A 25,552-nucleotide genomic window follows, 5' to 3' on the forward strand; every position below is an offset into this window, starting at 1 on the left:
GTCAGCCGTGCCAGGAGCGCCACAGGGCGGCGTACGCGCCGTCGGCCTCGACCAGGGCGTCGTGCGAGCCGAGCTCCGTGATGCGGCCTGCCTCGACCACGGCGATCACGTCAGCGTCGTGCGCGGTGTGCAACCGGTGCGCGATCGCGATCACCGTGCGGCCGTCCAGCACCCGGGCCAGCGAGCGCTCCAAGTGCCGGGCCGCGCGCGGGTCCAGCAACGAGGTGGCCTCGTCCAGGACGAGCGTGTGCGGATCGGCCAGCACCAGCCGGGCCAGCGCGATCTGCTGCGCCTGCGCCGGAGTCAGCGCCGCGGCGCCCGAGCCGACCTCGGTGTCCAGACCGGCGTCCAGCGCCCGCGCCCAGTCCTCCGCGTCGACCGCGCCGAGCGCCGCCCACAGCTCGGCGTCAGCGGCCTCCGTGCGCGCCAGGCGCAGGTTGTCACGCAGGGAGCCCACGAACACGTGGTGTTCCTGGTTGACCAGGGCCACGTGCTCGCGCACCCGCTCCGCCGGCATCTGCGACAGCCGCGCCCCGCCGAGGGTGATCTCACCGGTTCGCGGCGCGTAGATGCCCGCCAGGAGCCGGCCCAGCGTGGACTTGCCGGCGCCCGAGGGCCCGACCAGGGCCATCCGGGTGCCCGGCGGCACCGACATCGACACCTGGTGCAGTACGTCGACGCCCTCGCGGTACCCGAAGTGCACCTGGTCCGCCCGGACGGCCCTGCCGTCCGGGGCGACGCCCGCGTCGCCCGCGTCCGGCTCGATCTCCCGTACGCCGACCAGCCGGGCCAGCGAGACCTGCGCGATCTGCAGTTCGTCGTACCAGCGCAGGATCAGGCCGATCGGATCGACCATCATCTGCGCGAGCAGGGCGCCCGTGGTCAGCTGCCCCACCGACATCCAGCCCTGGATCACGCAGTACCCGCCGATCATCAGCACCGAGCCGAGGATCGTCACGTAGGTGACGTTGACGACGGGGAAGAGGACCGTCCGCAGGAACAGCGTGTACCGCTCCCACGCCGTCCACTCCTTGATCCGCCGCTCCGACAGCTCGATCCGGCGCCCGCCGAGGCGGTGCGCCTCGACGGTGCGGCCCGCGTCCACCGTCTCGGTGAGCACGGCGGCGACCGCCGCGTACCCGGCCGCTTCGGAACGGTAGGCCCGGGGCGCCCGCTTGAAGTACCAGCGGCAGCCGATCACCAGCACCGGCAGCGCCACCAGCGCGGCCAGCGCCAGCGGCGGCGCGGTCACGGCGAGCGCCCCGTAGAGCAGTCCCGCCCAGACCACGCCGATGGCCAGCTGCGGCACGGCCTCGCGCATCGCGTTGGCCAGCCGGTCGATGTCGGTGGTGATCCGCGACAGCAGGTCACCGGTTCCGGCGCGCTCCAGCACGCCCGGCGGCAGGCCGACCGACCGGACGAGGAAGTCCTCGCGCAGATCGGCCAGCATCTCCTCGCCGAGCATCGCCCCGCGCAGCCGGACGAGCCGCACGAACACGGTCTGGATGCCGAGCGCCAGGGCGAACAGCAGGCCCACCCGGCCCAGATGGAGTTCGCGGGCCCCTTCCGAGAGCCGGTCCACGACCTGGCCCAGCAGGTACGGGCCGACCATGGAGGCGATCACCGCGACCGTGTTGACCCCCACCAGGACCAGGAAGGCCCGCCGGTGGCGGCGGAACAGGCCGCGCACGTAGCCCCGTACGGTCGCGGAGCTGCCCACGGGCAGGGTCGCGGCCGTTTCCGGGGCGGCCGGATCGTATTGCGGCGGTGCCACGCCGATCATGCGGATTCCTCGATCTCGGTCAGTACGGATTCCAGCCGCGGGAGCCGCTGTTCTTCCTCGGTCTCGCGGGTGACGACCGCCCGGTAGCGCGGGTCGCCGTGCAGCAGCTCCCGGTGCGTGCCGCTCGCCACCGCCTTGCCCTCGTGGATCAGGACGACCCGGTCGGCGCGGTCCAGCAGCAGCGGCGAGGACGCCAGTACCACCGTCGTGCGACCGGCGCGCAGGGCCGAGATCCCGTCCGCGATCCGGGCTTCGGTGTGTGAGTCCACCGCCGAGGTCGGCTCGTCCAGCACCAGCACCTCGGGATCGGTGACCAGGGACCGCGCCAGCGCCAGCCGCTGGCGCTGCCCGCCGGACAGAGAGCGGCCGCGTTCGGTGATCCTGGCGTCCATCGGGTCGTCCACGCCGTCCGGGGCGGACTGCAGCAGGGCGTCCAGTACGTCCGTGCACTGGGCCGCGGCGAGCGCCGCCGGCGCCTGGACCGCCCCGGACGCCGGTACGTCGAACAGCTCCCGCAGCGTCCCCGAGAGCAGGACCGGATCCTTGTCCTGTACGAGGACCAGCGTGCGCGCGGTGTCCAGCGCGAGCTCGTCCAGCGCGACCCCGCCCAGCAGGACGGAGGGCCCGGCCGCGGCGTCCATCGGATGCCCGCCCAGGCGCTCCGCGAGCCGGCCCGCCAGGTCGGGGTCCCCGCACACCACGGCGGTGAGCCGGCCCGCCGGGACCAGCAGCCCGGTCTCCGGGTCGTACAGGTCCGCGCCGGGGGCCGGGGGACGGGGGACTCCGGTGGAGACCACGGTCTCCGCGGCCTGCGCACCGGCATCCGCCTCCGGCTTCGCGTCGGTCCGCGTCAGCGACAGCACCCGCGCCGCCCGCTTGGCGGAGGGGCGCGAGAAGGAGTACGCCATCGCGATCTCCTCGAAGTGCCGTAGCGGGTAGAGCATGGTCGCCACCGCGCTGAAGGCGGCGACGAGTTCGCCGACGTCCAGCCGGCCGTCCAGTACGAGCGCGGCCCCGTACCAGACCACCGTGACCAGCAGCGCTCCCGGCAGCAGCACCTGGATCGCGGAGATCAGGGCCCACATTCGGGCACTGTGCACGGCCGCTTCGCGGACCTGCTGCGAGGCCTCGCGGTAGCGGCCGAGGAAGAGTTCCTCGCCGCCGATGCCGCGCAGGACCCGCAGCCCCGCCACGGTGTCGGAGGCCAGTTCGGTGGCCTTGCCCGCCTTCTCCCGCTGGAGGTCGGCGCGCTGGGTGGCGCGCGGCAGCAGCGGCAGGACGGCCAGGGCCAGCACCGGCATGCCGAGGGCCACGACCACGCCGATGGTGGGCGCGTAGAACAGCAGGACGACACAGCCGATGACCAGGGTCAGGGCTGCGGCCAGGAAGCGGGAGACCGCCTCGACGAACCAGCCGATCTTCTCCACATCGCCCGTGGAGACGGCCACCACCTCACCCGCCGCGACCCGCCGGGTCAGGGCGGAGCCCAGCTCGGCGGTCTTGCGGGCGAGCAGCTGCTGGACCCGCGCGGCGGCGGTGATCCAGTTGGTGACGGCCGTGCGGTGCAGCATCGCGTCGCCGAGCGAGATCGCGATGCCGAGCAGCGCGATCAGACCGCCGACCCACAGGAGCCGGTCGCCGTCGCGGTCCACGACCGCGTCGATGCCCAGCCCCACGGTGTACGGCAGGCCCGCGATGCCGCCGAAGTGGAGCAGCCCCCAGCCCAGGCTTTTGGCCTGGCCGCCGAGCTGGCCCCGACCCAGCCACCAGAGGAACCGGGGGCCGGAGCGAGCGTCGGGTACCCCTGGATCCGGATACGGAAGATCGCTGATCTGCATGACGCCCCATGACTGGTCGAGTGTTCCAAACCGTGCAAGGTTCGCGTTCTGGACCGGTCCGGGGCAATCGATTTTCCGTTGGCCGCAGCTCTTCGCAGCAGGGTCTGCTCACCCGCGAGCGAGCCGGAACCCGACGTCCTCCTCCCCCCGGGCCCGGCCCGGAGGCGCCGGATCGGCGGCCGGGCGCGTCGAAGCGGGTTCGGTATCCGCTGTCAAGGCACGAATTCCCGAGACATGACGTCCGGTCCTTCGATCATGCCTAGTGGAAAGCGACCTTCACTCCGCATGACGGCTTGGGAGAGACGAATGGCGACGAACCCCGAGATCGAGCGCTGGGCGGCCGCTGACCGAATGCCGCAGGAACACGACGGCATCTCCCTTGCCCGGTCCGTGACGGAACACGTGCGGCGGACAGGGAAGCATTTCATTTCGAATGAGACGCTCCTCCGGTTGAGTGACATCAGGCGGCGGCACGGGGCGAACCGCCCGTTCCTCGGCGCCTTTCTCGACTGCGCCCTCGACAAGCACGAGGGACGTTTCCAGAACCGCACCTACCTCGCGCTGCCGCTCCTGGAGCTCTTCATGGACGACCGGCACGCCGCGCTGAGCGCGGACCGGATGTCGACCCTGCTGATGGCCGACGTGGTGCGTTTCGAGAGCGAGGCGGCGGCCGGGTCGCCCGAGGAGCCCGGGCGGGACCGGCCGGACGCGGCGACGCTGAACACCCGGTTGAGGCACGCCTTGCGGCTCGTGACGACGGGGCTCGGTCGATCGGAGGCCGACGACCTTCCGTCGCGGCTGGCCGACACTCCCCGGTCCCGCCTCGAAGGCCTGGTCGATCGCCTGCCCCGGCCGCCGGAGACGGATTGCGCCCGGTGGTTCGACGTCACCGTCCAGCCTGTCTACGTCGTCCATGACGAATACTTCTTCATCCGCGCCCTCCAGACCCACGAAATGCATTTCACCGCAATAGCGGCAGCGATGAAGAAGGCGATCGGGGAGCTGCGCGCAGGGAATCCGGAAGGGGCCGCGGAACCGATGGACCACGCGGTCGTGATGTTCGAGCGGGCCGCGACGCTCTTCCGCGTGGTGGCCACGATGAGGGCGGAGCAGTTCTCCGCCTTCCGGCAGTACACCCAGGGTGCCAGCGCCATTCAGTCCGAACAGTACAAACGGTTCGAGAGCCTGTGCGGTGTTCCGCCCGCACCGCGCCTGCAGTCGTCCGCATTCACGAGCGTGCCCGCCGTACGGGCCGAGGTCGAAGATCCCGGACACGACACCATCACCCGGGCCTATCTCGACCTCCGCGACGAGGGGCATGTCGACCGGACGCGGTGGAACCGCCTCGACATGGCGATCAGCCGGCTGGAGGGCGTGCACCAGCGGTGGAAGTCGGCGCATCGCGGGCTCGCCGCGCGCATGCTCGGCGACGCCCATGGATCGGGCTACACCGACGGCGTCCCCTACCTGACGCAATGCCTGGGGAACCGGCTGTTCTGGGAACTGGACACCAGCCCCTGACGGGTGAACCGTCCGTCATTGCGGGCGTGTTGCAGGTTCGTGGCCATCGGGACGAGGAGGTTCCCGCAGGTGGGGCCGGGCTTCTACGGTCCGTCGGGAATCACGACCAAGGAGTGTCCCGCCATGCCCCTCGACCTGTCGGACGAGAGCCAGTACGACCGCACGCGCCTGCGGCAGTGGGCGCGCGGCCGCGCCCGCTCCCGCGGGGTGGACCGCCGCGACCTGCTCAAACTGTTCGCGGCGGGGACCGCGGCCGGCTCTCTGGGCCTGGGCGCCGCCGGAACCGCCGGAGCCTCCGCAACGGGCGCGGCCGGGACCGGAGCCGCCGGAGCCGTCGCCGCTGCGGCGCCCGGGACCGTGAAGCCGCTGCCGCCCGAGCTGTTCACCATCCGGGGAACCAACGCGGAGACGAACTTCGCCGCCCTGCGGGGCACGGGCCCCCTGACCCCCCTCGACCGGTTCTTCGTACGCAACCACACCGTCACCCCGCGCCTCGACGCGCACGACTGGCGGCTGAAGGTGTGGGGCGACGCCCTGACCGGCGGACCGGTCGAGTTCTCCTACGACCGGCTGCGCGCGCTGCCGGCGGTCGAGCGGACCCTGTTCATCGAGTGCGCGGGCAACGGCCGGAGCTTCTACACCACCCAGCAGGGCCAGCAAGTGACCGGCACCGCGTGGACCCTCGGCGCGATCGGTGTGGCACGCTGGCGCGGCGCCCGGCTGTCCGACGTCCTGAGGCTGGCGGGCCTGACCCGCGGGGCCGTGGACGTACTGCCCCGCGGGCTGGACGACGAGGTCGTCACGAACGGGGTGAACCTGGGCCGGGTGCGGCGCCCGCTGCCCGTCTCCAAGGCCCTCGACGACGTGATCCTCGCGTACGAGATGAACGGCGAGCCGCTGCCGCCCGACCACGGCGGGCCGGTCCGCGTGGTCGTACCGAACTGGATCGGGATCTCCTCGATCAAGTGGGTCGGGGACATCGAGGTGAGCGGGCAGCCCCTCTACACACCGTGGAACACCGACCTGTACCGGCTGTTCGGGCCCGACCAGCCACCGCAGGGCAGCGCCCCGCTGACCCGCCAGACCCTCAAGAGCGCTTTCGAGCTGGAGCACGGTGCCACCGTGTCCGCCCACCGGCCGCGGCTGCTGACCGGGCGCTCGTGGTCGGGAGCGGCACCCGTGCACCGGGTGGAGGTCAGCACCGACGGCGGGGTCCGCTGGCAGCGGGCCCGGCTGCACGACGCCCCGCGCCGGGGCAGCTGGGTGCGCTGGTCCCTGCCGTGGACCCCGCGGGCCACCGGTCCGACCGCGCTGCTGGCCCGGGCCACCGACGCCACCGGACGGACCCAGCCGACGACCACGCCCCACAACACGCAGGGCTACCTGTTCGACGCGGTGGTACACCACCAGGTGACCGTGGTCTGACCGGAGCGGCCTGGCGGGATTCGACGGACACGCCCTAGGGGCGGGTGGCGCGCTCCAGTTCCAGCAGGGCCGAGTAGTAGCTGCGGCCCGTGGCACGGTCCATGCCCACCTCGCACATCCGGTTCGCCGACAGGTGTGCGTCGAACTCCCGCGATGTCACCTCGGCCGCCTCGCGCGCCGTCGCCGACTCCGTCAGCTCCGGGTGCAGCATGCCGCGGTCGCCCGCGAAGGCGCAGCACCCCGCGTCGTACGGGACCACCACCTCGTCGGCGCAGGCCTCGGCCACCGCCCGCAGCTGCGCCTCGTCGTCCAGGTGCCGCATCGAACAGGTGGGGTGGAGCACCGCCGAGCCCACCGTCCGGCGGACCTCCAGGTGTGGCAGCAGCTCCTCGGCCGCCCAGACGACGGAGTCGACGATCCGCAGCTCGGCGTGGAGTGCGCGATTGTCGTCGGTCAGGTACGGGACCACCTCGTGCGCGATGCCCAGGGTGCAGGAGGACGCGTCCACCACCAGCGGCAGCCGCCCGCCGGCCGTCCAGCCCCAGGCGGCCTCCACGATCCGGTTGGCCATCACGCGGTTGCCGGCGTCGTACCCCTTGGAGTGCCAGATCGTCGCGCAGCAGGTTCCCCTGACGTCCCCGGGGATCCACACCGGTCTTCCGGCGCGCTCCGACACCGCCACCACGGCCTCCGGAAGGGAGGGACCGGGCCGGCCTTCGGGGCCGCCGAAGATCCGGTTGACGCAGGCCGGGTAGTACACCGCGGCGGCGCCCACACGCCGGGTGGCGGGCAGCTTGCCGGCCGCGGCGCCGGGGACCTGCGGCAGCCACTCCGGAACCAGGTCGGGCCGTACGGCCTTGCGCGCGGCCCCCGTCACGGCCTGCAGGATCCGGTCCCCGACGACGTCGGTGATCTTGTCGGCGGCGGCCACGGCCAGCCGCGCGGCCACCTCGACGGCGCCGAACCGAAGGGCGGCCAGCTCGGCCGCGCGCTCCTCGCGCGGGCTGTGCCGGCGGTGGCGGAAGTCCTTCATCAGGGCGCCGGTGTCGATGCCGACGGGGCAGGCGAGCTTGCAGGTGGAGTCGCCGGCGCAGGTGTCCACGGCGTCGTACCCGTAGGCGTCGAGCAGACCGTCGAGCACGGGGGAGCCGGGCTGCTGGCGCATCATCTCCCGGCGCAGCACGATCCGCTGGCGCGGGGTGGTCGTCAGGTCCTCGCTGGGGCAGGTCGGTTCGCAGAACCCGCACTCGATGCAGGGGTCGGCGACGGCCTCCACCTGCGGGATCGTCTTGAGGCCGCGCAGGTGCGCCTTCGGGTCGCGGTCCAGCAGGATCCGCGGGGCGAGGACCAGGTCGGGGTCGATGACCCGTTTGGTGCGCCACATCATCTCGGTGGCCCGGGGCCCCCACTCCAGCTCCAGGAAGGGGGCCATGTTGCGGCCGGTGGAGTGCTCGGCCTTCAGCGAGCCGTCGAAGCGCTCCACGGTGAGCCGGCAGAAGGCCTCCATGAACGCGGCGTACCGCTCCACGTCCGCGGGCCGGGCGGCGTCGAAGGCGAGCAGGAAGTGCAGGTTGCCGTGGGCGGCGTGGCCCGCGACGGCGGCGTCGAAGCCGTGCTCCGCCTGGAGTTCGAGCAGGGCCTCGCAGGCCTCGGCCAGCCGGGACGGGGGGACCGCGAAGTCCTCGGTGATCAGGGTGGTGCCGGAGGCGCGGGCGCCGCCGACGGCGGTGACGAAGGCCTTGCGGGCCTTCCAGTAGCCCGAGATGATCTTGGCGTCGCGGGTGAAGGCATTGGTCACCGAGGCCACCGGGGCCACCAGGTCCAGCCCGGCCAGCACCCCGGCGGCCCGCCGCTCGTACTCCGCGCGGCCGGCCTCGTCGGGGGCCCGGAACTCCACCAGCAGCGCGGTGGTGTCCTTGGGCAGTCCGGCCCAGTCGGCGGGGACGCCCGCGACGCTCACCGAGGCACGCAGGGTGTTGCCGTCCATCAGCTCGACGGCCAGCGCCCCCGCCTCGTTGAAGAGCGGTACGGCGGCGGCCGCGGCGGGCAGCGAGGGGAAGAAGAGCAGGGCGCTGGTGAGCTCGCGGTCCAGCGGCAGGGTGTCGAAGACGACCTCGGCGATGAAGCCGAGGGTGCCCTCGGAGCCGACCATCAGCCCGCGCAGGATCTCCACGGGGGTGGCGCCGTCGAGGTAGGCGTCGAGGCGGTAACCGGTGGTGTTCTTGATCTCGTACTTGGCCCGGATGCGGGCGACGAGCTCCGGATCGGCCTCGATCTCCTTCTTGATCTCCATCAGGCCGTGGCACAGGGCGGGCTCGGCGTGCGCCAGCTCCTCGTCGGCGAGCGGGTCGGCGGTGTCCACGACGGTGCCGCTCGGCAGGACGAAGGTGAGGGAGGACAGGGTGCGGTACGAGTTCCTCGTGGTGCCCGCGGTCATGCCGGAGGCGTTGTTCGCGACGACTCCGCCGAGGGTGCAGGCGATGGCGCTGGCCGGGTCCGGGCCCAGGACGCGGCCGTGGCGGGCGAGCGCGGCGTTGGCGCGCACGACGGTGGTGCCGGGCTGGATCCGCGCCCGCAGGCCCTCCTCCAGCACCTCGACCCCGGCCCAGTGGCGGCGGACGTCGACGAGGATGTCCTCGCCCTGGGCCTGGCCGTTGAGCGAGGTCCCGGCGGCCCGGAAGACCACCTCGCGCTGCTTGCCGTGGGCGTAGGACAGGACGGCGGAGACGTCGTCGATGTCCTCCGCGATCACGACGACCTGCGGCAGGAATCGGTACGGGGAGGCGTCGGAGGCGTAGCGGACGAGGTCGGAGACACCCGAGAGCACCTTGTCGGCGCCCAGCAGCTCGGCCAGCTCGCTGCGCAGCGGCTCGGGGGTGCCCGTCGAGGCGCGGTCGGGCACCCGGTCGGGGGCGGGGCCACTGATGGTGCGCGGGCGCAGGGCCCCCGGCTTCGGTTCCAGCAGTGGCATCTGCAGCCCCTCAACTCGCGCCGTGTCGGTCGTTCTCACTCGTTCGGCGCAGCTCCGGCCCTGTCCCGGCCGGACCGTCGCCCATCAGCAGCCGTGCTCCGCCGGAGCGTCCGCCAGAGCGTTCAGCAGGCCGCCGAGCACCTCGCGCTGATCGGCGGTCAATGGAGCCAGGATCTCCTCTGCGGCGCCGGTTCGCGCGTTGCGCAGGCGGCGCAGCGTGGCGCGGCCGGTGTCGGTGAGCTCGATCCTTATGACACGGCGGTTCTCCGGGTCGGGCACGCGGCGGACGCAGTCGGCGCTCTCCAGGCCGTCGACCAGCGTGGTCACGGCGCGGGGCACCACTTCCAGGCGGGCGGCGAGGTCCGCCATCCGGGGCGGGCGCACCGTGGAGAGGTGGGCGACGGTGCGCAGCAGCCGGGACTGGGCCGGGGTGATGCCGAGCGGCTCCAGATGGCGCTTCTGGATGCGGTGGAGCCGCCGGGTCAGGCGGAGCAGCTGCTCGGCGAGCACGCCGTCGGTGGTGTCGGTGGTGCCGGCGGAGTCGGTGCCGTCGGTGCTCTCGGCCGTCCGGACGCTGTCGGTCTCGGAAGCGGTGCTCATGCTGCGGTCCTCATAATGGGAACGATATCAGGACCAGATTCATTGTGAGTATAGGTAACAATGAGCTATGCTCATTCGAGTCTCGTCACCTGTCATGAAGGAGGCCCATGCGCCCCAAAGAACCCGAGTGGGAACCCTCGAAAGAATCCCTCGACCCCAGCGGCCCCGCCCCGGACGAGCGGCCGCGTGAGCTGCGCCGCATCGTCGGCCTCTTCCGGCCCTACCGGGGCCGTCTCGCCGTCGTCGGCGTGCTGGTCGCCGCCTCCTCGCTGGTCGGAGTCGCCACTCCCTTCCTGCTCAAGGAGGTCCTCGACGTAGCGATCCCGCAGGGCCGTACCGGGCTGCTCAGCCTGCTCGCCCTCGGCATGATCGCGACCGCGGTCGTCACCAGCATCTTCGGCGTGCTCCAGACCCTGATATCCACCACCGTCGGCCAGCGCGTCATGCACGATCTGCGCACCGCCGTCTACGCCCAGCTCCAGCGGATGCCGCTGTCGTTCTTCACTCGCACGCGCACCGGCGAGGTGCAGTCCCGCATCGCCAACGACATCGGCGGCATGCAGGCCACGGTCACCTCCACGGCGACCTCCCTCGTCTCGAACGCGACGGCCGTCATCGCCTCCGTCGTCGCGATGCTCGCGCTCGACTGGCGGCTCACGCTCGTCTCGCTCGCCCTGCTGCCCGTCTTCGTGTGGATCAGCCGTCGGGTCGGCGGCGAGCGCAAGAAGATCACCGCGCAGCGCCAGAAGCAGATGGCCGCCATGGCCGCGACGGTCACCGAGTCCCTGTCGGTCAGCGGCATCCTGCTCGGCCGCACGATGGGCCGCGCCGATTCGCTCACCACCTCCTTCGCGGAGGAGTCCGAGAAGCTCGTCGACCTCGAAGTGCGCTCCAGCATGGCCGGGCGCTGGCGGATGTCCACCATCGGCATCGTCATGGCCGCCATGCCCGCGCTCATCTACTGGGCGGCCGGCATAGCCCTGCAGACCGGAGCCCCCTCGCTCTCGGTCGGCACCCTCGTCGCCTTCGTCACCCTCCAGCAGGGCCTGTTCCGGCCCGCCGTGAGCCTGTTGTCGACCGGCGTCCAGATCCAGACCTCGCTGGCGCTCTTCGCCCGCATCTTCGAGTACCTCGACCTGCCGGTGGACATCACCGAGCGCGAGGACCCCGTCCGCCTGGACCGCGCCAAGGGCGAAGTCCGACTGGAGGACGTCCACTTCGCCTACGACACCAAGAGCGGCCCCACGCTGACGGGCATCGACATCACGGTCCCGGCCGGCGGTTCCCTCGCGGTGGTCGGCCCGACGGGATCCGGCAAGAGCACGCTGAGCTACCTCGTGCCCCGGCTCTACGACGTCACCGGCGGCCGGGTCGCCCTCGACGGCGTGGACGTGCGCGACCTCGACTTCGACTCCCTGGCCCGCTCCATCGGCGTGGTCTCCCAGGAGACGTACCTCTTCCACGCCTCCGTCGCCGACAACCTGCGCTTCGCCAAGCCCGACGCCACCGACGAGGAGATAGCGCAGGCGGCGCGCGCGGCCCAGATCCACGATCACATCGAGTCCCTGCCGGACGGGTACGACACCCTGGTCGGGGAGCGCGGCTACCGGTTCTCCGGCGGAGAGAAGCAGCGTCTGGCCATCGCCCGCACCATCCTGCGCGACCCGCCGGTGCTCATCCTCGACGAGGCCACCAGCGCGCTGGACACCCGCACCGAGCACGCCGTGCAGCGCGCCATCGACAACCTCTCCCAGGGCCGCACCACCATCACCATCGCCCACCGCCTCTCCACCGTCCGTGACGCCGACCAGATCGTGGTGCTCGACGGAGGCCGGATCGCGGAGCGCGGCACCCACGAGGAACTGCTGAAGGCCGACGGCCGGTACGCCGCCCTCGTCCGGCGCGACCGGGAGAGTGCCCTCAAGCCGGAGACTCCGGCGTCCGAGGGGCTCCTTGCCGGGGCGCTCGGTTCCGAGATGCGCAAGGCGGATCTGCTCAAGCCCGGGACGTTCAAGCCGGACACCCTGCGCGGCACCGAGCCGACCCCGGTGAACGTGTGATCGTATGACCGGCACACGGGTCGGATGTCGGGAATCCGGTGGTTCGCGGGTTAGCGTGCCCGCATGCCTCATGAGAACCGGCCGCCGTCACCGCGCCGTTCCCGGCTCACCCGCCGGGGCAGGCTGGCGCTCTTCCTCGGAACCGCCCTGGGACTCGGGGCAGCCCTCCTGATCCCGCTGTTTCCCGGCGAGGAACCGCCCGAGAAGCCGCGCCAGTTGCTGATCCCCGAGGGCTGGCGGGCCCCGCAGGTCTACGCCGCCATCGACCGCGAACTGAAGCTCCCGGCCGGCTCCGCCAAGGCCGCGGCCGCCGCGGCCGTCCTGCCCCTGCCCGCCGAGGCGAAGGGCAATCCGGAGGGGTACCTCTTCCCGGCCACCTATCCGGTGACCTCGAAGTCCACCCCGGCCTCGCTGCTCACCTACATGGTCGAGACGGCCAACAAGAGCCTCGCCACCAAGGCCGTCGCGGACGGCGGCAAGGCCCACGGGATGACCCCGTACCAGACGGCCACCCTCGCGAGCATCATCGAGGCGGAGGCCGAGACCCGCGGGGACATGGGCAAGGTCGCCCGGGTGGTCCACAACCGGCTGGCGAAATCGATGCCGCTCCAGATGGACTCCACCATCAACTACGCGCTGAACCGCTCCACGGTGGACACCAAGCTGAGCGAGACGAAGATCGACAGCCCCTTCAACACGTACGAGCGCCAGGGACTGCCGCCCACTCCGATCGACAGCCCCGGCCTGCAGGCCATGGCGGCCGCGGTGGCCCCGACACCCGGGGACTGGCTGTTCTTCGTCACCGTGAAGCAGGGAGACACCCGCTTCTCGGCGACGTACGAGGAGCACAAGCGGCACGTGGCCGAGTTCAACCGGATCCGGGCGGCCTCGCGCGCCACCTGATCCGAAGGAGACGGTCTAGCGGATGCCCGCCCGGGTGCGGGTGAGCAGGCGGTGGATCTCCCGGGCCGCGGCGCCGCCGGCGCGGTTGGCGCCGATGGTCGATGCCGAAGGTCCGTAGCCGACCAAGTGGATCCGCTCGTCGCGCACCGCTCGGGTGCCGTCGAGCCGGATGCCGCCGCCCGGCTCGCGCAGGCGCAGCGGAGCCAGGTGGTCGATGGCCGGGCGGAAGCCGGTGGCCCACAGGATCACGTCCGCTTCGACCCCGCTGCCGTCCGGCCAGGCGGCTCCCGTCCTCGTGAGGTGGTCGAACATCGGCCGGCGGTCCAGGACCCCCGACTCCAGTCCGCCCCGGACGGCCTCGTTCAGCGGCAGCCCGGTGACGCTGACCACGCTCCGGGGCGGCAAGCCCTGCCGTACCCGGTCCTCCACCAGGGCCACCGCCGCGCGACCCTGCTCCTCGCCGAAGCTCCCGTCGCGGAACACCGGGGGCCGGCGGGTGACCCAGGTCGTCTCCGCAGCCACCTCGGCGATCTCCAGCAGGTGCTGCACCGCCGAGGTGCCGCCGCCCACCACGATGACCCGGGCTCCGGCGAACTCGGCCGGCCCCGGGTAGTTCGCCGTGTGCAGCTGGCGGCCCCGGAAGAGTTCCTGCCCGGGATAGCGCGGCCAGAACGGCCGGTCCCAGGTCCCGGTGGCGTTGATCAGCGCCCGCGCCGACCAGGTCCCGGTCGCGGATTCCACCAGCAGCCGGCGGTCCGCCCCGTCGCGTACGGCGGTGACGTCCACGGGGCGGCGTACGCGCAGGTCGAAGCGGTCCTCGTAGGCCGCGAAGTACTCCGCGATCACCTCGGAGGACGGACGCAGCGGATCGGCGCCGGTGAGTTCCATCCCGGGCAGCGCGTGCATGCCGTGGACCTTGCCGTAGGTGAGCGAGGGCCAGCGGAACTGCCAGGCGCCGCCCGGGCGCGGCGCGTGGTCCAGGACCACGTGGTCGATCCCCGCCCGCGCCAGGTGGTAGGCGCCGGACAGGCCGGCCTGCCCCGCGCCCACGACCACCACGTCCACGTCCTGCACCGCGAATTCGTTCACGGTTCTACCAACTGGGAGTCGCGCCGAGATCTTCCCGGAGCCGGAGCCGGAGCCGGAGCCGGAGCCGGGGAGATCTCGGCCCCCGGCCCCCGGCTCAGCGCGCGAGCAGCCCGCGTGCCGCGAGCTCCGGAGTGACCCCCTCGCCGAACCAGTACGCCTCCTCCAGGTGCGGGTAGCCCGACAGCACGAAGTTCTCGATCCCGAGCGCGTGGTACTCCTCGATCCGGTCCGCCACGTCCCCGTGGCTGCCGACCAGAGCGGTGCCGGCGCCGCCGCGCACCAGCCCGACCCCGGCCCACAGGTTCGGGGAGATCTCCAGCTTGTCGCGCGAGCCGCCGTGCAGGGCCAGCATCCGCTGCTGCCCGACCGACTCGCTCGCGCCCAGCGCCGCCTGCGCCGTGGCGATGGACGCGTCGTCCAGGTCGCCGAGCAGCCGGTCCGCAGCCGCCCAGGCCTCCTTCGCCGAGTCCCGGGAGATGGTGTGCAGCCGGATGCCGAACTTCACCGTCCGGCCCCGCTCCTCGGCCAGCGAACGGATCCAGTCGATCTTCTCCTTCACCTCCTGCGGCCGCTCGCCCCACGTCAGGTACACGTCCGCGTGTTCGGCGGCCACCGGGCCCGCCGCGGCCGAGGACCCGCCGAAGAAGATTTCCGGCAGCGGGTCGGGCGGCAGCGCCGTCAGCCCGCCGTCGATCCGGTAGTGCTCGCCGTGGAAGTCGAAGGGCTGACCGCCCCAGACGCCCCGTACGACCGAGAGGAACTCGGCCGTGCGCGCGTAGCGGAGATCGTGGCCCAGGTGGTCGCCGAACCGCCGCTGCTCCGCCGAGTCGCCGCCCGTCACCACGTTGAGCAGCAGCCGCCCGCGCGTGATCCGCTGGTAGGTGGCCGCCATCTGGGCGGCCAGCGTCGGCGAGATCACCCCCGGCCGGAAGGCCACCAGGAACTTCAGCCGCTCGGTGTGCTGCGCGAGTGCCACCGTCGTCAGCCAGGCGTCCTCGCACCAGGTGCCGGTCGGGGTCAGCACCGCCTCGAAGCCGAGCCGCTCGGCCGCCTTCGCGATCTGCGCGAGGTACTCGATGTCGGGCTCGCGCACCCCGGCGGCGGCATGGTTGTTGGCGTAGGCGTGCCGGTCGACCAGGGTGCGGCCGTCGCCGCCGGTCGGCAGGAACCAGTGCAGTCGTACCGTCATCAGGAGTCCTTCCCGTACGTGCGCGCGGGGGTGGTGGAGGGCGGCAGGTTCCCGTTGAAGCGGGTGTCCACGAAGTCCTTGAAGACGACCTTGCCCGGGATCAGCTTCAGCTCGGTGAAGGTGTCGGCGATCTTCTGCTCGGAGGCCACCGCCGCATCGTCCACGGCCACCGGGACCCGGGTGCCGTTGCTGCGCTTCACGGCGTCGAAGGCCACCTCGTACGGCAGCCCGGTCTCCTTCGACCAGACCTTGGCCCACTCCTCCGGGTGCTTGAACACCCACTCCTGGGCGCGCTGGAGGCGCAGCAGGTAGTCCCCGATGGCCTTGCTCTTGCCCTCGTCCGCCAGCGCGCCGGGCGCCGCCACCTGGAAGCCGAGCCCGTTGACGACCCCCTCGCCGGTGGTCAGCACGCGGGCGCCGGAGCGCAGCACCTGGGAGGTGTACGGGTCCCAGACCGCCCAGGCGTCGACCTTGCCGCTGTTGAAGGCGGCCAGTGCGTCGGCCGGCTGGAGCAGGCTGATCTGCACGTCGGCCGGGGTCAGGCCGGCCTGCTGGAGGCTCGCGATGAGCTGGAAGTGCGCCGAACTGCCCTGCGCCACCGCGATCTTCTTGCCGCGCAGCTCGGCGGGGGACTGGAGGGCGGAGCCCTTGGGCACGAGGATCGCCTCGCCGCTGGAGGAGCCGTGGGTGGCCGCGACCACCGTGATCTTCGACTTCGCCGCGGCGGCGAAGACGGGCGGGGTGTTGCCGACGCCGCCGATGTCGACGGCCTTGGCGTTGACGGCCTCCAGCAGCGGCGGACCCGAGGTGAAGGTGGACCACTTGATCGCGTAGTCCAGCTCGTCCAGTTCACCGGCGGCCCGCAGCAGCGACTCGTAACCGCCCTTCTGGTCACCCACGCTGAGGGTGACCTTGGCGCCGCTCTTGGCGCCGTCCTTCGAGCCGGAGCCGGTGTCCGCGGCCGAACTTCCACCGCAGGCGGTCAGGACCAGCGACAGCGGAATCAGCGTGGCGAGCAGGGGCAGGGTGTGACGTCTCATGTCGCTTCTCTTCGCTCTCTCGTACGGGAACCAGGGCAGGGGACGTGGAGGGGCCGGTCGGAGCTCAGCCGACGCCGAGCTCGGCCAGCAGCCGGGCGCGCAACGCGGCGAAACCGGGGTCGCCGACCGAGCGCGGCCGCTCCAGCGCCACCTCGGTGTCGTGGGCGATGCGGCCCTCGTCCATCACGAGCACGCGGTCGGCCAGCAGCACCGCCTCGTCGACGTCGTGCGTGACCAGCAGCACCGCGCAGCCGCGCCGCTGCCACAACTCGGCCACCAGCCGCTGGGCGTTGATCCGGGTCAGCGCGTCGAGCGCGCCGAACGGCTCGTCCAGCAGCAGCAGATCGGGCTCGCGGACCAGGGCGCGGGCCAGGGAAGCCCGCTGCGCCTCGCCGCCGGACAGGGTCTTCGGCCAGGCGTCGGTGCGGTGTTCCAGCCCGACCTCGGCCAGCGCCCGCTCCGCGCGGTCGCGTTCGGGGCGCCCGGGCAGGCCGAGCAGCACATTGCGCCAGACCCGCTTCCAGGGCATCAGCCGGGGCGCCTGGAAGGCCACCGCCCGGCGCTCGGGCACCAGGACCTCGCCCTCGATCTCCCGGTCCAGACCGGCGAGCACCCGCAGCAGGGTGGACTTCCCGCAGCCGCTGCGGCCGAGGAGCACCGTGAACTGACCTGCGCGCAAGGTCAGATCGAGTCCGTCGATGACGGGCCGGCCGTCGAAGGCCCGGGTCAGCCCCCGGACCCGTACGGCGGTATCGGCCGGATCCGCCGCGACGGTGGTGGCGGTGGCGGTGGCGGTCACTGGCCGGTGAAGGTCGGTCGCCATTGCAGCAGCAGCCTTTCGAGAGCGCGGACGATGAGGTCGGCGGTGAGGCCGAGGAAGGCGTAGACCACGAGGCAGACGACGATGACGTCGGTGCGGAAGAACTCGCGGGCCTGGTTCATCAGGAAGCCGATACCGGCGTCGGCGTTGATGGACTCCCCGAACACCAGGGCCAGCCAGCCGGTGGCCAGCGAGTACCGCAGCCCGGTCATGAAGCCGGGCAGCGCGCCCGGCAGCACCACGTGCCGTACCAGGCCCCAGCGGCCCAGCCCCAAGGCCCCGCCCGCTTCGATGAGTTGCTCATCGACCCCGCGGATTCCCGCGTACACGTTCAGGTACAGGTGGAAGGCCGTGCCGAGGGCGATGAGGGCAACCTTCGGCGCCTCGCCGATGCCCATCCAGATGATGAACAGCGGGATGAGACCCACCCAGGGCACCGTGCGCAGCATCTGCACGCTGGCGTCGATCAGGTCCTCGCCCAGCCGGGAGAGCCCCGAGAGCAGCGCCAGTACCGTCCCGACCGTCCCGCCCAGGACGAGACCGATCGCCACGCGCTGGAGCGACACCCCCATCGCGGCGGGCAGGGTGCCGTCCCCGATCAGGCCGGCCGCGGCGCTCGCGATGGTCGAGGGCGGAGCGAGCGTGTCGGCGGGCAACCAGCCCAATCTGCTGGCCAGTTGCCAGGCGGCGAGCAGCAGGAGCGGGCCGATGGTGCGCCGCGCCCAGCGGGGCGGGGAGCGTCGTTTCGCCGAGGCGGGTACGACCGGTACGAGCGCGGGGGCGACGCCGGCCGAGTGCGCGGATGGCGTTTTGGGGGATATATCCGGCCGCGCATGGCTGGTGAGGGTCATGGGTGCTCCACGGAAGGGGAGGGGGAGGGGAGGAGGGGGAGGGCGAGGCAGGGGGGAAGCGCACACCCGTCGACCCCCGCGCCCGTACGGAGGCGGAGTCCAGGAGTCGCGGAGCTCGGATAACCGGAGCCGCGGAAGGCCGGAACCACGGAGGACCGGAGCCGCGGAGGACCGGAGCCGCGGAGGACCGGAACCACGGAGGACCGGAACCACGGAGGACCGGAACCACGGAGGACCGGGGCTCAGGGGGATCGGCGGCTCAGGAGATCAGCGTCTCGGCAGACCAGGGGCTCAGGGCGCGCGAAAGGGGAGCGCGGAGCGCTCCTGCCACAGGTGAAAGGGCGTCAGCAGCCGCGGCAACACGCGGCGGAGGCCACCCGCAGCAGGTCGATGTGACCGCGCGTGGTGAGCATGACTGAACGCAACATGCGGCGAAACTTAGCCATTCGCCCGCCACGGGTCAATGGCGTCTCGCCCCCTGGGATGTCGATCTCTCCCGTCGGGACGCGATCCGTCAGGAGCGGTGCGCGCGGAGCGTTGCCAGGACCGGGTCCCTGGGTTGGAGGGTGAGTCCCGGGAGGACCCTCGCCCGGGTCGGACCGCTGTCCAGGTGGAAGCGCTGGGCCACGACGGCCAGCACGAGGGCCGCCTCGACCAGGGCGAAGCGGGCGCCCAGGCAGGCGCGCGGGCCGCCGCCGAAGGGGAACCAGGCGTGTTCCGGGATCTGGTGAGCGGCGTCCGCATCCCACCGCTCGGGGCGGAAGGCCTCCGGCTCCGGGAACCAGCGCTCGTCCCGGTGCATCGACCACGGGCTGGTCCACACCGACAGGCCGGCCGGGACCGGACGCCCGCCGAGGGTGGCGCCCTCCCGCGCCACCGCGGAGATCAGCCAGATCGGCGGATAGATCCGCAGCGCTTCCTTGACCACCTGCTGGGTCCAGGGCAGCCGCGCGTAGTCCTCGTACGCGGGCAGCCGGCCGCCGAGCACCCGGTCCAGCTCCTCCGTCAGTCGTGCGCGGGCCTCCGGCGCCCCCGAGAGCAGCTGCCAGGCCCAGGTCAGGGTGGTGGACGTGGTCTCGTGGCCGCCGATGTACAGGGTGATCGACTCGTCCCGCAGCTCCGTGCGCGACAACGGCCCGCCGTCCTCGTCGCGGGCCGCGAGGAGCCTGCTGAGCAGGTCGTCCCGCTCCTCGCCGGCCGCCGAGGCCGCCTCGTGCTCCCGGATGACGTGCTCGATCTCGCGGTCGAGTACGTCCACGGCCGCCCGCATCCGGCGCCGGCCCGGAGTCTGCACCCACGGCGGCAGGAACATGGTCACGCCCCGGAACTCGGCGCCGAGTTCGCGCTGCGCCGTGGCCATGGCGGCGCTGATGGGCGCCTCCCGGCCGGCGGCGTCGCTTCCGAACAGGGTGCGCACCGCGATCCGTTGGGTGAGGCCGGCCATCTCCCGGTGCACGTCGATCCGCGCGCCGTCGCTCCAGCCGGAGACCAGTGCGTCGGCGCACTCCACCATCGTGCCGGCGTACGCGCGGACTTGGCGCGGCCGCACCGAGGGCTGGACCAGCGCCCGCTTGCGCCGCCAGTCCTCGCCGGTGGCCACGACCACCCCGTTGCCGAGCAACTGGCGGAAGGCCCAGCCCAGTTCGGTCGGGCTGAAGGTGGACTCCACGGCGCCGAGCAGCTCACCGGCGTGTTCCGGCCGCGAGACCAGGACGTTGCGCTGCGGGCCGAGCGCCCAGGGCACCCAGTCCCCGTACTCGTCGCGCAGCGACTCGAAGAAGGCCAGCGGATCGCGGGCGAAGGCGGGGAGGTTCCCCAGCAGGGGCCAGCGGCGCGGTCCGCGCTCGGAGCCCGTGGGCAGCAGGGTGGCGGTCACCCCGGCATGGTGACAGCGCCGCCCCCAGGACGCCAGAGCATCCGGGAACCCCGGGCCGCCGGAGGAAGCGCCGGGGCCGGGGCGCCCGGTCGGCTCAGGCCGCCCGCGCCGCGGTGAGCCAGGTGTAGGCGCTCTCCGCGCTGAACTCCGTCTGCCCGGAGGGGAAGAGGAGCGCGGCCGCCGCGAAGGCCGGGTCGTCCGCGGTGGCCGCCACGTACGGGACCGCCACGCACCGCATGCCCGCGGCCTGCGCGGCCAGGGCGCCCGGCGCCGCGTCCTCGACGACCACGCAGTCGGCAGGCTCCGCGCCCAGCCGGCGCGCCGCCTCCAGGAACACGTCGGGGGCGGGCTTGCCCTGCGCGACCTCCTCGGCGGAGACCACCGTGCTCAGCAGCGTGTCCAGCCCGGTGCCCGCCAGGACCGCGTCGATCGCCTCGCGCGAGGAACCGGAGGCCACCGCCATCGGGACGCCCTCGGAGTGCAGCCGCCGCACGAAGGCGCGCATCTCGGGATAGGCCTCGGTGTGGGTCCGGGCGAGCTCCAGGTAGGCGGCGTTCTGCTCGGCGAGCAGCTGCTCCACCGGGGCCGGGATCCCGTACTCGTCCCGGAGGATCTCCAGGGTTTCCAGGGTGCCGATGCCGATGTACCGGGAGTGCTGCTCCCAGGTGAAATCGGGGACCCCGTGGCGCTCCAGCGTGCGCCGCCCGGACTCGTAGTAGTTCGGCTCGCTGTCCACGAGGGTGCCGTCGAGATCGAATATGACGGAGATCATCCGTAGTGCCCGTCCTGCCGGTGCCTGTCCTGTACCTGTCCCGACCATCTTGTCAGGGTTTGCGCGCTGCTCGTCCCACGGACTCGACGAGGGGGAGGAGCCGGTGCGGCACCCGCTCGCGCAGCGCGACCTCGGTCCGGGTGCGCACCACACCGGGCAGCCGGATCAGCCGCTGGATGACGTCTTCCAGATGTGCGTTGTCCCGCGCGGCCACCCGGGTCAGCAGGTCCCCGCCGCCGGTGATCGAGAAGGCCTCGATGATCTCCGGTACGGAGGCCAGCGCGTCGCCGACCTCGTCCAGGTGCCCCTGGGTGACCTCGATGTGCACGAAGGCCAGGACGGGATGACCGAGCGCTGCGGGGGAGAGCGCCGGCCCGGTCCCGGTGATCACCCCGGTGCGCTCCAGCCGGTCGAGCCGTGCCTGGAGGGTGCCGCGCGCGACGCCGAGGATCCGGGCGTACTCCCGGACGCTGGTGCGCGGCTGCTCGATCAGCAGGCGCAGGATCCGTGTGTCGAGCTCGTCCACCGCCATGCCGCGACTGTACCAACGCGTCCCCGATATCAGTACGTACCCGATCAAACCCCCCGTGACCCGCGGCGGCTCGGGCCGGGACGCCGGGGCGGCCGGGGCAGGAAACCGCTGGTGCGGGCCCGGTACGCGGCGTAGCCCGGGCGGTCCGCCATGTGCCGCTCCAGCAGCCGCTTCCCGCTGCCGCCGATCAGCAGGTACGACATCACGAGCGGGGAGACCACCGACACCGCCACCGCTCCGCCCGAGGTCCAGGCGGTCAGCGACAGCCCCCACCACACGCAGAAGTCGCCGAAGTAGTTCGGGTGCCGGGTCCAGGACCACAGGCCCCGGTCCATGATCCGCCCACGGTTCGCGGGATCGGCCTTGAAGCGGGCCAGCTGGTGGTCGCCGACCGCCTCGAAGAGCAGCCCGCACAGCCACAGCGCGGCGCCCGCCACCGCCAGGGCCCCGGGGCGCCCGGTCGCGTACGCCGCCGCCTGCACGGGCAGCGAGATCAGCCAGACCAGGGACGCCTGGAGCAGGTAGACCATGCGCAGCGCGTACAGGTTCCGGTTGCCCGGGGCCTTGGCGAGCATCCGCTCGTAGCGCGGGTCCTCGCCGTGCCCCCGGCCCCGCCACGCGATGTGCCCGGCCAGCCGCAGGCCCCACACCACCGCCAGGACCGCCGGCAGCGCATGACGGCCGCCCGACAGCGCGCAGGTGGCCACCGCGACGGCGACGAAGCCCAGGCCCCAGGCCACGTCCACCACGCGGTGCATGCGCAGCCGGACCCCGACGGCGAAGGCGGCCAGCATGACGGCGAGGGCCGCCCCCGCCGAGACCGCCAGGTTGAGTCCGAAGCCGCCCCAGTTCACCGGGAACCACCGCCCGCCGCGAGCCCCTCCGGGGCCGCGCGCGTCAGCAGGAACTGGTGCACGTCCAGGTAGCCCGAGGCGAAACCGGCCTCGCAGTACGCCAGGTAGAAGGTCCACATCCGCCGGAACGTCGCGTCGAAGCCCAGCTCCGCCACCCGGTCGGCCCGTTCGGCGAAGCGCTCCCGCCACAGCCGCAGCGTCTGCGCGTAGTGCGCTCCGTAGGCCTCGGCGCGGGTCACGCGCAGCCCGGTGTGCGAGCGCGCCGTCTCCTCCACCACCCGCACGGACGGCAGCATCCCGCCGGGGAAGATGTACTTGTGGATCCAGGTGTACGTGTCCCTGGTGGCGAGCATCCGCTCGTGCGGCATGGTGATCGCCTGGAGCGCGACCCGCCCGCCGGGCGCCAGCAGCCGGTCCAGCGTGGCGAAGTACACCGGCCAGTACTCGGCTCCGACCGCCTCGATCATCTCGACGCTCACGATGGCGTCGTAGCTCCCCTCGGCCTCCCGATAGTCGCACAGCCGCACCTCGACGCGGTCGGACAGTCCCGCGGCCGCGATCCGGCGCAGGGCCAGCTCCCGCTGCTCCCGCGACAGGGTCAGGGTGACCACGTGGGCACCGCGCCGGGCCGCCCGGACGGCCAGCTCGCCCCAGCCCGTGCCGATCTCCAGCAGCCGCGTGCCGGGACCGGCCTCCACCAGGTCCAGCAGCATGTCGATCTTGCGGTGCTGGGCGTCCGCGAGCTCCTCCCGGCCGGCGGGCAGGGCGCGGAACACCGCTGAGGAGTAGGTCATCGTCGGGTCGAGGAACTCGGCGAAGAGCTCGTTCGACAGGTCGTAGTGGCGCTGGATGTTCGTCCGCGAACCGTCCGGGGTGTTGCGGTCCGAGGCCGGGTGCCGGGAGGCCCACAGGCCGCGCAGCCGCTGGAGCGGAGCGGGGACCAGCCCGGTCACGTGCCCGGCCAGCACGGTCAGGACGGCGACCGGGTCGCGCGCGTCCCACTCCCCGGCCAGGTACGACTCGCCGAAGCCGATCAGCCCCTCGGCCGCGATCCGGCGCTCGAAGGCGTCCGGGTCGTACACCGCCATCGCGGGGCCGCCCCGCCCCAAGGTCCCGTCGGGGCCCATCCGGACCTGGAGCGGCAGCCGGTCCAGGGCCCGGCGGATCAGCAGCCGCCCGACGGCCGCCCGGGCCCGGGAACAGGGCGGCACGGCCGGGGCGGTGGCGGTGGTGGTGGTCGACGTGCTCACTTCAGACCCTCCTGGGGTACGTGTCGGGGACGCGGCCGCACGGGCAGCCCGCGCAGCCACAGCCGGATGCCGTGGAATCGGATGCCGACGCTGACGGCGGCGGTGGACCAGGGGCGGCGCACCGCGGCGCGCAGCAGTCCGCGGGCGCCGGCGGGGCGGCGCTCGCCCCGGACGGTCGCGGTCAGGCGGGCACCGTCCCCGCCGCCGGCCAGCCGGACGGTCAGGGAGAGGTGTTCGCCCGGCTCGGGCAATTGCATGCGGTAGGCGCCCTCCACCGCGAGGAAGGGGGAGACGTAGAACTCCTTGGGGACCGGGGCGACGTCGAGGTCACCGCGGGCCCCGCGGTCGCCCCGGGCGGTCTCCGGAGGGAGCAGGTAGCAGTGCCGTTCGCCGTACGTGTTGTGCACCTCGGCGACCACTTGGCGCAGGGAGCCGTCCGGGCCGTGACACCAGTACACGGTCAGCGGGTTGAAGACGTGGCCGAGCACCCGGGCGTGCGCCAGCATCGACACCCTCGATCCCGGCGGGAGTCCGGCGCCGCGCGCCGTGAGGAACGCGTCCAGTCCGGCCCGGATCGAGGGGGCGCCGCCGCCGAAGTGGTCACGCGCCTCGAACCGGGCGAGCGGCCGCAACGGCCGGGGCAGGCGCGGGAGCCGGTCGAGGTCCACCAGCCACAGGTACGTGCGGTGCCGCAGCCGGTAGTGGCTTCCGCCCGACCGGACGTGGCGGATGTCGGCCAGGTAGAGACAGGGCAGCGCCGGGCCGTGCCCAGGCGGGCCAGGGGCCGCCGAGCCTTGCTCGGTCGGGCGGGGCGCCGCCGGGCCGGGGCTCACCACGACACCCCCAGCGCGGCGGCGGCTTCCACGCCCGAGCGGCAGCCGTCCTCGTGGAACCCCCATCCGTGATAGGCGCCCGCGAAGGCCGTCACCGGACCCGAGAGCGCGGGCAGGAGCCGCTGGGCGGCCACCGACTCCGTGGTGTAGACGGGGTGTTCGTACTCCATCTCGGCCAGGACCAGCTCCGGCCGCACCGCCCCGCCCGCGTTCAGCGTGACCACGTACGGCTCCGGCCCGTCCAGCCCCTGGAGCCGGTTCATGTCGTAGCTGACCCGTACGTGCGCGTCGGCGGGCCGGCACCCCGACAGCCGGTAGTTCCAGCAGCCCCGGGCGCCGGGCGTGCGCGGCAGCACCGAGGTGTCGGTGTGCAGCACGGTCCGGTTGCGGGAATAGCGGAAGGCGCCGAGCGCGGTGCGTTCCGCGTCCGTCGGATCGGCCAGCAGGCGCAGCGCCTGATCGGCGTGGACGGCGACGACCACCGAGTCGTAGAGCGCGGTGGCCCCGCCGGCGGTGGTGACCGACACGCCCTGCGGGGTGCGCGCGAGGGACCGTACCGCGGTGGCGAGGTACACGGCGTCCAGCCGTTCGCGGACCCGCTCCACGTAGCGCGCCGAGCCGCCCTCGACCGTGCGCCAGCTCGGCGAGCCGCCCACCGACAGCATGCCGTGGTGCTCCAGGAACCGGAACAGGTACCGGGCCGGGTACCCGAGCGCCGTGTCCGGCGGGCAGGACCACACCGAGGCCACCAGCGGGATCGCGAAGTGCGCGGTGAAGTAGGGCCCGAAGCGGCCGCGTTCGAGGAACTCGGCGAGGGTGATCTCGGCGGCGTCGGCGGCGTCGTCCGTGTCGGCGTGGGCGTCCGTGTCGGCCAGCAGCTGCCTGGCCCGCCGGTGGAACGCCGGGATCCGCGTCAGCATCCGCAGGTACTCCGGGTTCACGGCGGACCGGCGACGGGCGAAGAGGCCGCGCGGCCCGCGCGCACCCGCGTACTCCAGCCCGCACCCCTCGCAGCGGACCGACAGGCTCATCGTCGTCGGCCGGGTGGCCACCCCCAACTCGCCGAAGAGTCGCAGCAGGTGCGGGTACGTGCGGTCGTTGTGGACGATGAAGCCCGAATCCACCGCCCGCACCACCCCGTCCGGCCCCTTCAGCTCGTGGGTGTGCGCGTGCCCGCCGAGCCGGTCGTCCGCCTCGTACAGGGTCACCTCGTGCGAGCGCGCCAGGACGTACGCCGCCGTCAGCCCCGACACGCCCCCGCCGATCACGGCCGTCCGCGGGCGCGGCGCCCCTCGCTCGGTCATCGTGTTCCTCTCTCCGCTCCGTCACCCGGGCACGCCGTCGC

General features: G+C 72.9%; 20 protein-coding genes. 4 read left to right on the plus strand and 16 right to left on the minus strand.

Annotated elements, in window-relative coordinates; all coding sequences use genetic code 11:
* Position 1 precedes the first annotated feature (1 nt).
* Together OHA37_RS34000 and OHA37_RS34005 are read right to left on the minus strand one after the other, a co-directional pair.
* Positions 2-1,783: an ABC transporter ATP-binding protein gene (locus OHA37_RS34000; RefSeq protein WP_266911061.1), complete on the minus strand. Its 1,782-nt coding sequence runs from the start codon at positions 1,781-1,783 to the stop codon at positions 2-4.
* Positions 1,780-3,621 carry an ABC transporter ATP-binding protein gene (locus tag OHA37_RS34005; protein ID WP_266911063.1) on the minus strand — a complete coding sequence of 614 codons (1,842 nt, stop codon included), beginning with the start codon at positions 3,619-3,621 and terminating at the stop codon, positions 1,780-1,782. The genes OHA37_RS34000 and OHA37_RS34005 overlap by 4 nt, the downstream gene beginning before the upstream one ends.
* 306 nt (positions 3,622-3,927) lie before the next feature.
* On the opposite strand from OHA37_RS34005, the gene OHA37_RS34010 reads away from it, so the two are divergent.
* Together OHA37_RS34010 and OHA37_RS34015 are read left to right on the plus strand one after the other, a co-directional pair.
* Positions 3,928-5,142, plus strand: coding sequence for a tryptophan 2,3-dioxygenase family protein (locus tag OHA37_RS34010; protein WP_266911065.1), 1,215 nt, complete (start codon positions 3,928-3,930; stop codon positions 5,140-5,142).
* A gap of 123 nt (positions 5,143-5,265) precedes the next feature.
* Positions 5,266-6,567, plus strand: coding sequence for a sulfite oxidase (locus tag OHA37_RS34015; protein ID WP_266911067.1), 1,302 nt, complete (start codon positions 5,266-5,268; stop codon positions 6,565-6,567).
* A 34-nt stretch (positions 6,568-6,601) separates the two neighbouring features.
* Here OHA37_RS34015 and OHA37_RS34020 read toward each other — a convergent pair whose 3' ends face one another.
* Together OHA37_RS34020 and OHA37_RS34025 are read right to left on the minus strand one after the other, a co-directional pair.
* Positions 6,602-9,538: an FAD-binding and (Fe-S)-binding domain-containing protein gene (locus OHA37_RS34020; protein WP_266911069.1), complete on the minus strand. Its 2,937-nt coding sequence runs from the start codon at positions 9,536-9,538 to the stop codon at positions 6,602-6,604.
* 84 nt (positions 9,539-9,622) lie between these two features.
* The gene (locus OHA37_RS34025) at positions 9,623-10,138 is read right to left on the minus strand and encodes a MarR family winged helix-turn-helix transcriptional regulator (protein WP_266911071.1); all 516 of its coding nucleotides are present in this window, start codon (positions 10,136-10,138) and stop codon (positions 9,623-9,625) included.
* Between the two features lie 107 nt (positions 10,139-10,245).
* Between OHA37_RS34025 and OHA37_RS34030 the strand changes: the two genes are divergently transcribed.
* Together OHA37_RS34030 and mltG are read left to right on the plus strand one after the other, a co-directional pair.
* Positions 10,246-12,198, plus strand: coding sequence for an ABC transporter ATP-binding protein (locus OHA37_RS34030; RefSeq protein WP_266911073.1), 1,953 nt, complete (start codon positions 10,246-10,248; stop codon positions 12,196-12,198).
* Positions 12,199-12,261: 63 nt separating this feature from the next.
* On the plus strand, positions 12,262-13,101 hold the full coding sequence (mltG, locus tag OHA37_RS34035; RefSeq protein WP_266911075.1) for an endolytic transglycosylase MltG: 840 nt from the start codon (positions 12,262-12,264) through the stop codon (positions 13,099-13,101).
* A 15-nt stretch (positions 13,102-13,116) separates the two neighbouring features.
* Here mltG and OHA37_RS34040 read toward each other — a convergent pair whose 3' ends face one another.
* From OHA37_RS34040 to OHA37_RS34095, 12 genes are all read right to left on the minus strand, one after another.
* Positions 13,117-14,175, minus strand: coding sequence for an FAD-dependent oxidoreductase (locus OHA37_RS34040; RefSeq protein WP_443046345.1), 1,059 nt, complete (start codon positions 14,173-14,175; stop codon positions 13,117-13,119).
* A 109-nt stretch (positions 14,176-14,284) separates the two neighbouring features.
* Positions 14,285-15,379, minus strand: a complete 1,095-nt coding sequence (locus tag OHA37_RS34045; RefSeq protein ID WP_266911079.1) for an LLM class flavin-dependent oxidoreductase — start codon at positions 15,377-15,379, stop codon at positions 14,285-14,287.
* Positions 15,379-16,419 carry an ABC transporter substrate-binding protein gene (locus tag OHA37_RS34050; protein WP_266911081.1) on the minus strand — a complete coding sequence of 347 codons (1,041 nt, stop codon included), beginning with the start codon at positions 16,417-16,419 and terminating at the stop codon, positions 15,379-15,381. The genes OHA37_RS34045 and OHA37_RS34050 overlap by 1 nt, the downstream gene beginning before the upstream one ends.
* 64 nt (positions 16,420-16,483) lie before the next feature.
* A complete protein-coding gene (locus tag OHA37_RS34055) occupies positions 16,484-17,242 on the minus strand; it encodes an ABC transporter ATP-binding protein (protein WP_266911083.1) in 759 nt (252 codons plus the stop codon).
* Positions 17,215-18,090 carry an ABC transporter permease gene (locus OHA37_RS34060; protein ID WP_266911085.1) on the minus strand — a complete coding sequence of 292 codons (876 nt, stop codon included), beginning with the start codon at positions 18,088-18,090 and terminating at the stop codon, positions 17,215-17,217. Before OHA37_RS34060 ends, OHA37_RS34055 begins: the two co-directional genes overlap by 28 nt.
* Before the next feature lie 514 nt (positions 18,091-18,604).
* Entirely contained in the window at positions 18,605-19,966 is a 1,362-nt protein-coding gene (locus OHA37_RS34065; protein ID WP_266911087.1) for a cytochrome P450, read from the minus strand.
* A 94-nt stretch (positions 19,967-20,060) separates the two neighbouring features.
* A complete protein-coding gene (locus tag OHA37_RS34070; RefSeq protein ID WP_266911089.1) occupies positions 20,061-20,738 on the minus strand; it encodes an HAD family hydrolase in 678 nt (225 codons plus the stop codon).
* A gap of 52 nt (positions 20,739-20,790) precedes the next feature.
* Positions 20,791-21,270, minus strand: coding sequence for an Lrp/AsnC family transcriptional regulator (locus tag OHA37_RS34075; RefSeq protein WP_266911092.1), 480 nt, complete (start codon positions 21,268-21,270; stop codon positions 20,791-20,793).
* A gap of 44 nt (positions 21,271-21,314) precedes the next feature.
* A complete protein-coding gene (locus OHA37_RS34080) occupies positions 21,315-22,064 on the minus strand; it encodes a DUF1295 domain-containing protein (RefSeq protein WP_266913334.1) in 750 nt (249 codons plus the stop codon).
* A 56-nt stretch (positions 22,065-22,120) separates the two neighbouring features.
* Entirely contained in the window at positions 22,121-23,374 is a 1,254-nt protein-coding gene (locus tag OHA37_RS34085) for an SAM-dependent methyltransferase (protein WP_266911094.1), read from the minus strand.
* Positions 23,371-24,129: a DUF1365 domain-containing protein gene (locus tag OHA37_RS34090; protein WP_266913336.1), complete on the minus strand. Its 759-nt coding sequence runs from the start codon at positions 24,127-24,129 to the stop codon at positions 23,371-23,373. Before OHA37_RS34090 ends, OHA37_RS34085 begins: the two co-directional genes overlap by 4 nt.
* Before the next feature lie 74 nt (positions 24,130-24,203).
* On the minus strand, positions 24,204-25,511 hold the full coding sequence (locus OHA37_RS34095) for an NAD(P)/FAD-dependent oxidoreductase (protein WP_266911096.1): 1,308 nt from the start codon (positions 25,509-25,511) through the stop codon (positions 24,204-24,206).
* Positions 25,512-25,552: the final 41 nt, after the last annotated feature.

Origin of the sequence: Streptomyces sp. NBC_00335 (genome assembly GCF_036127095.1) — a bacterium.
In the GTDB taxonomy this organism is placed as follows: domain Bacteria; phylum Actinomycetota; class Actinomycetes; order Streptomycetales; family Streptomycetaceae; genus Streptomyces.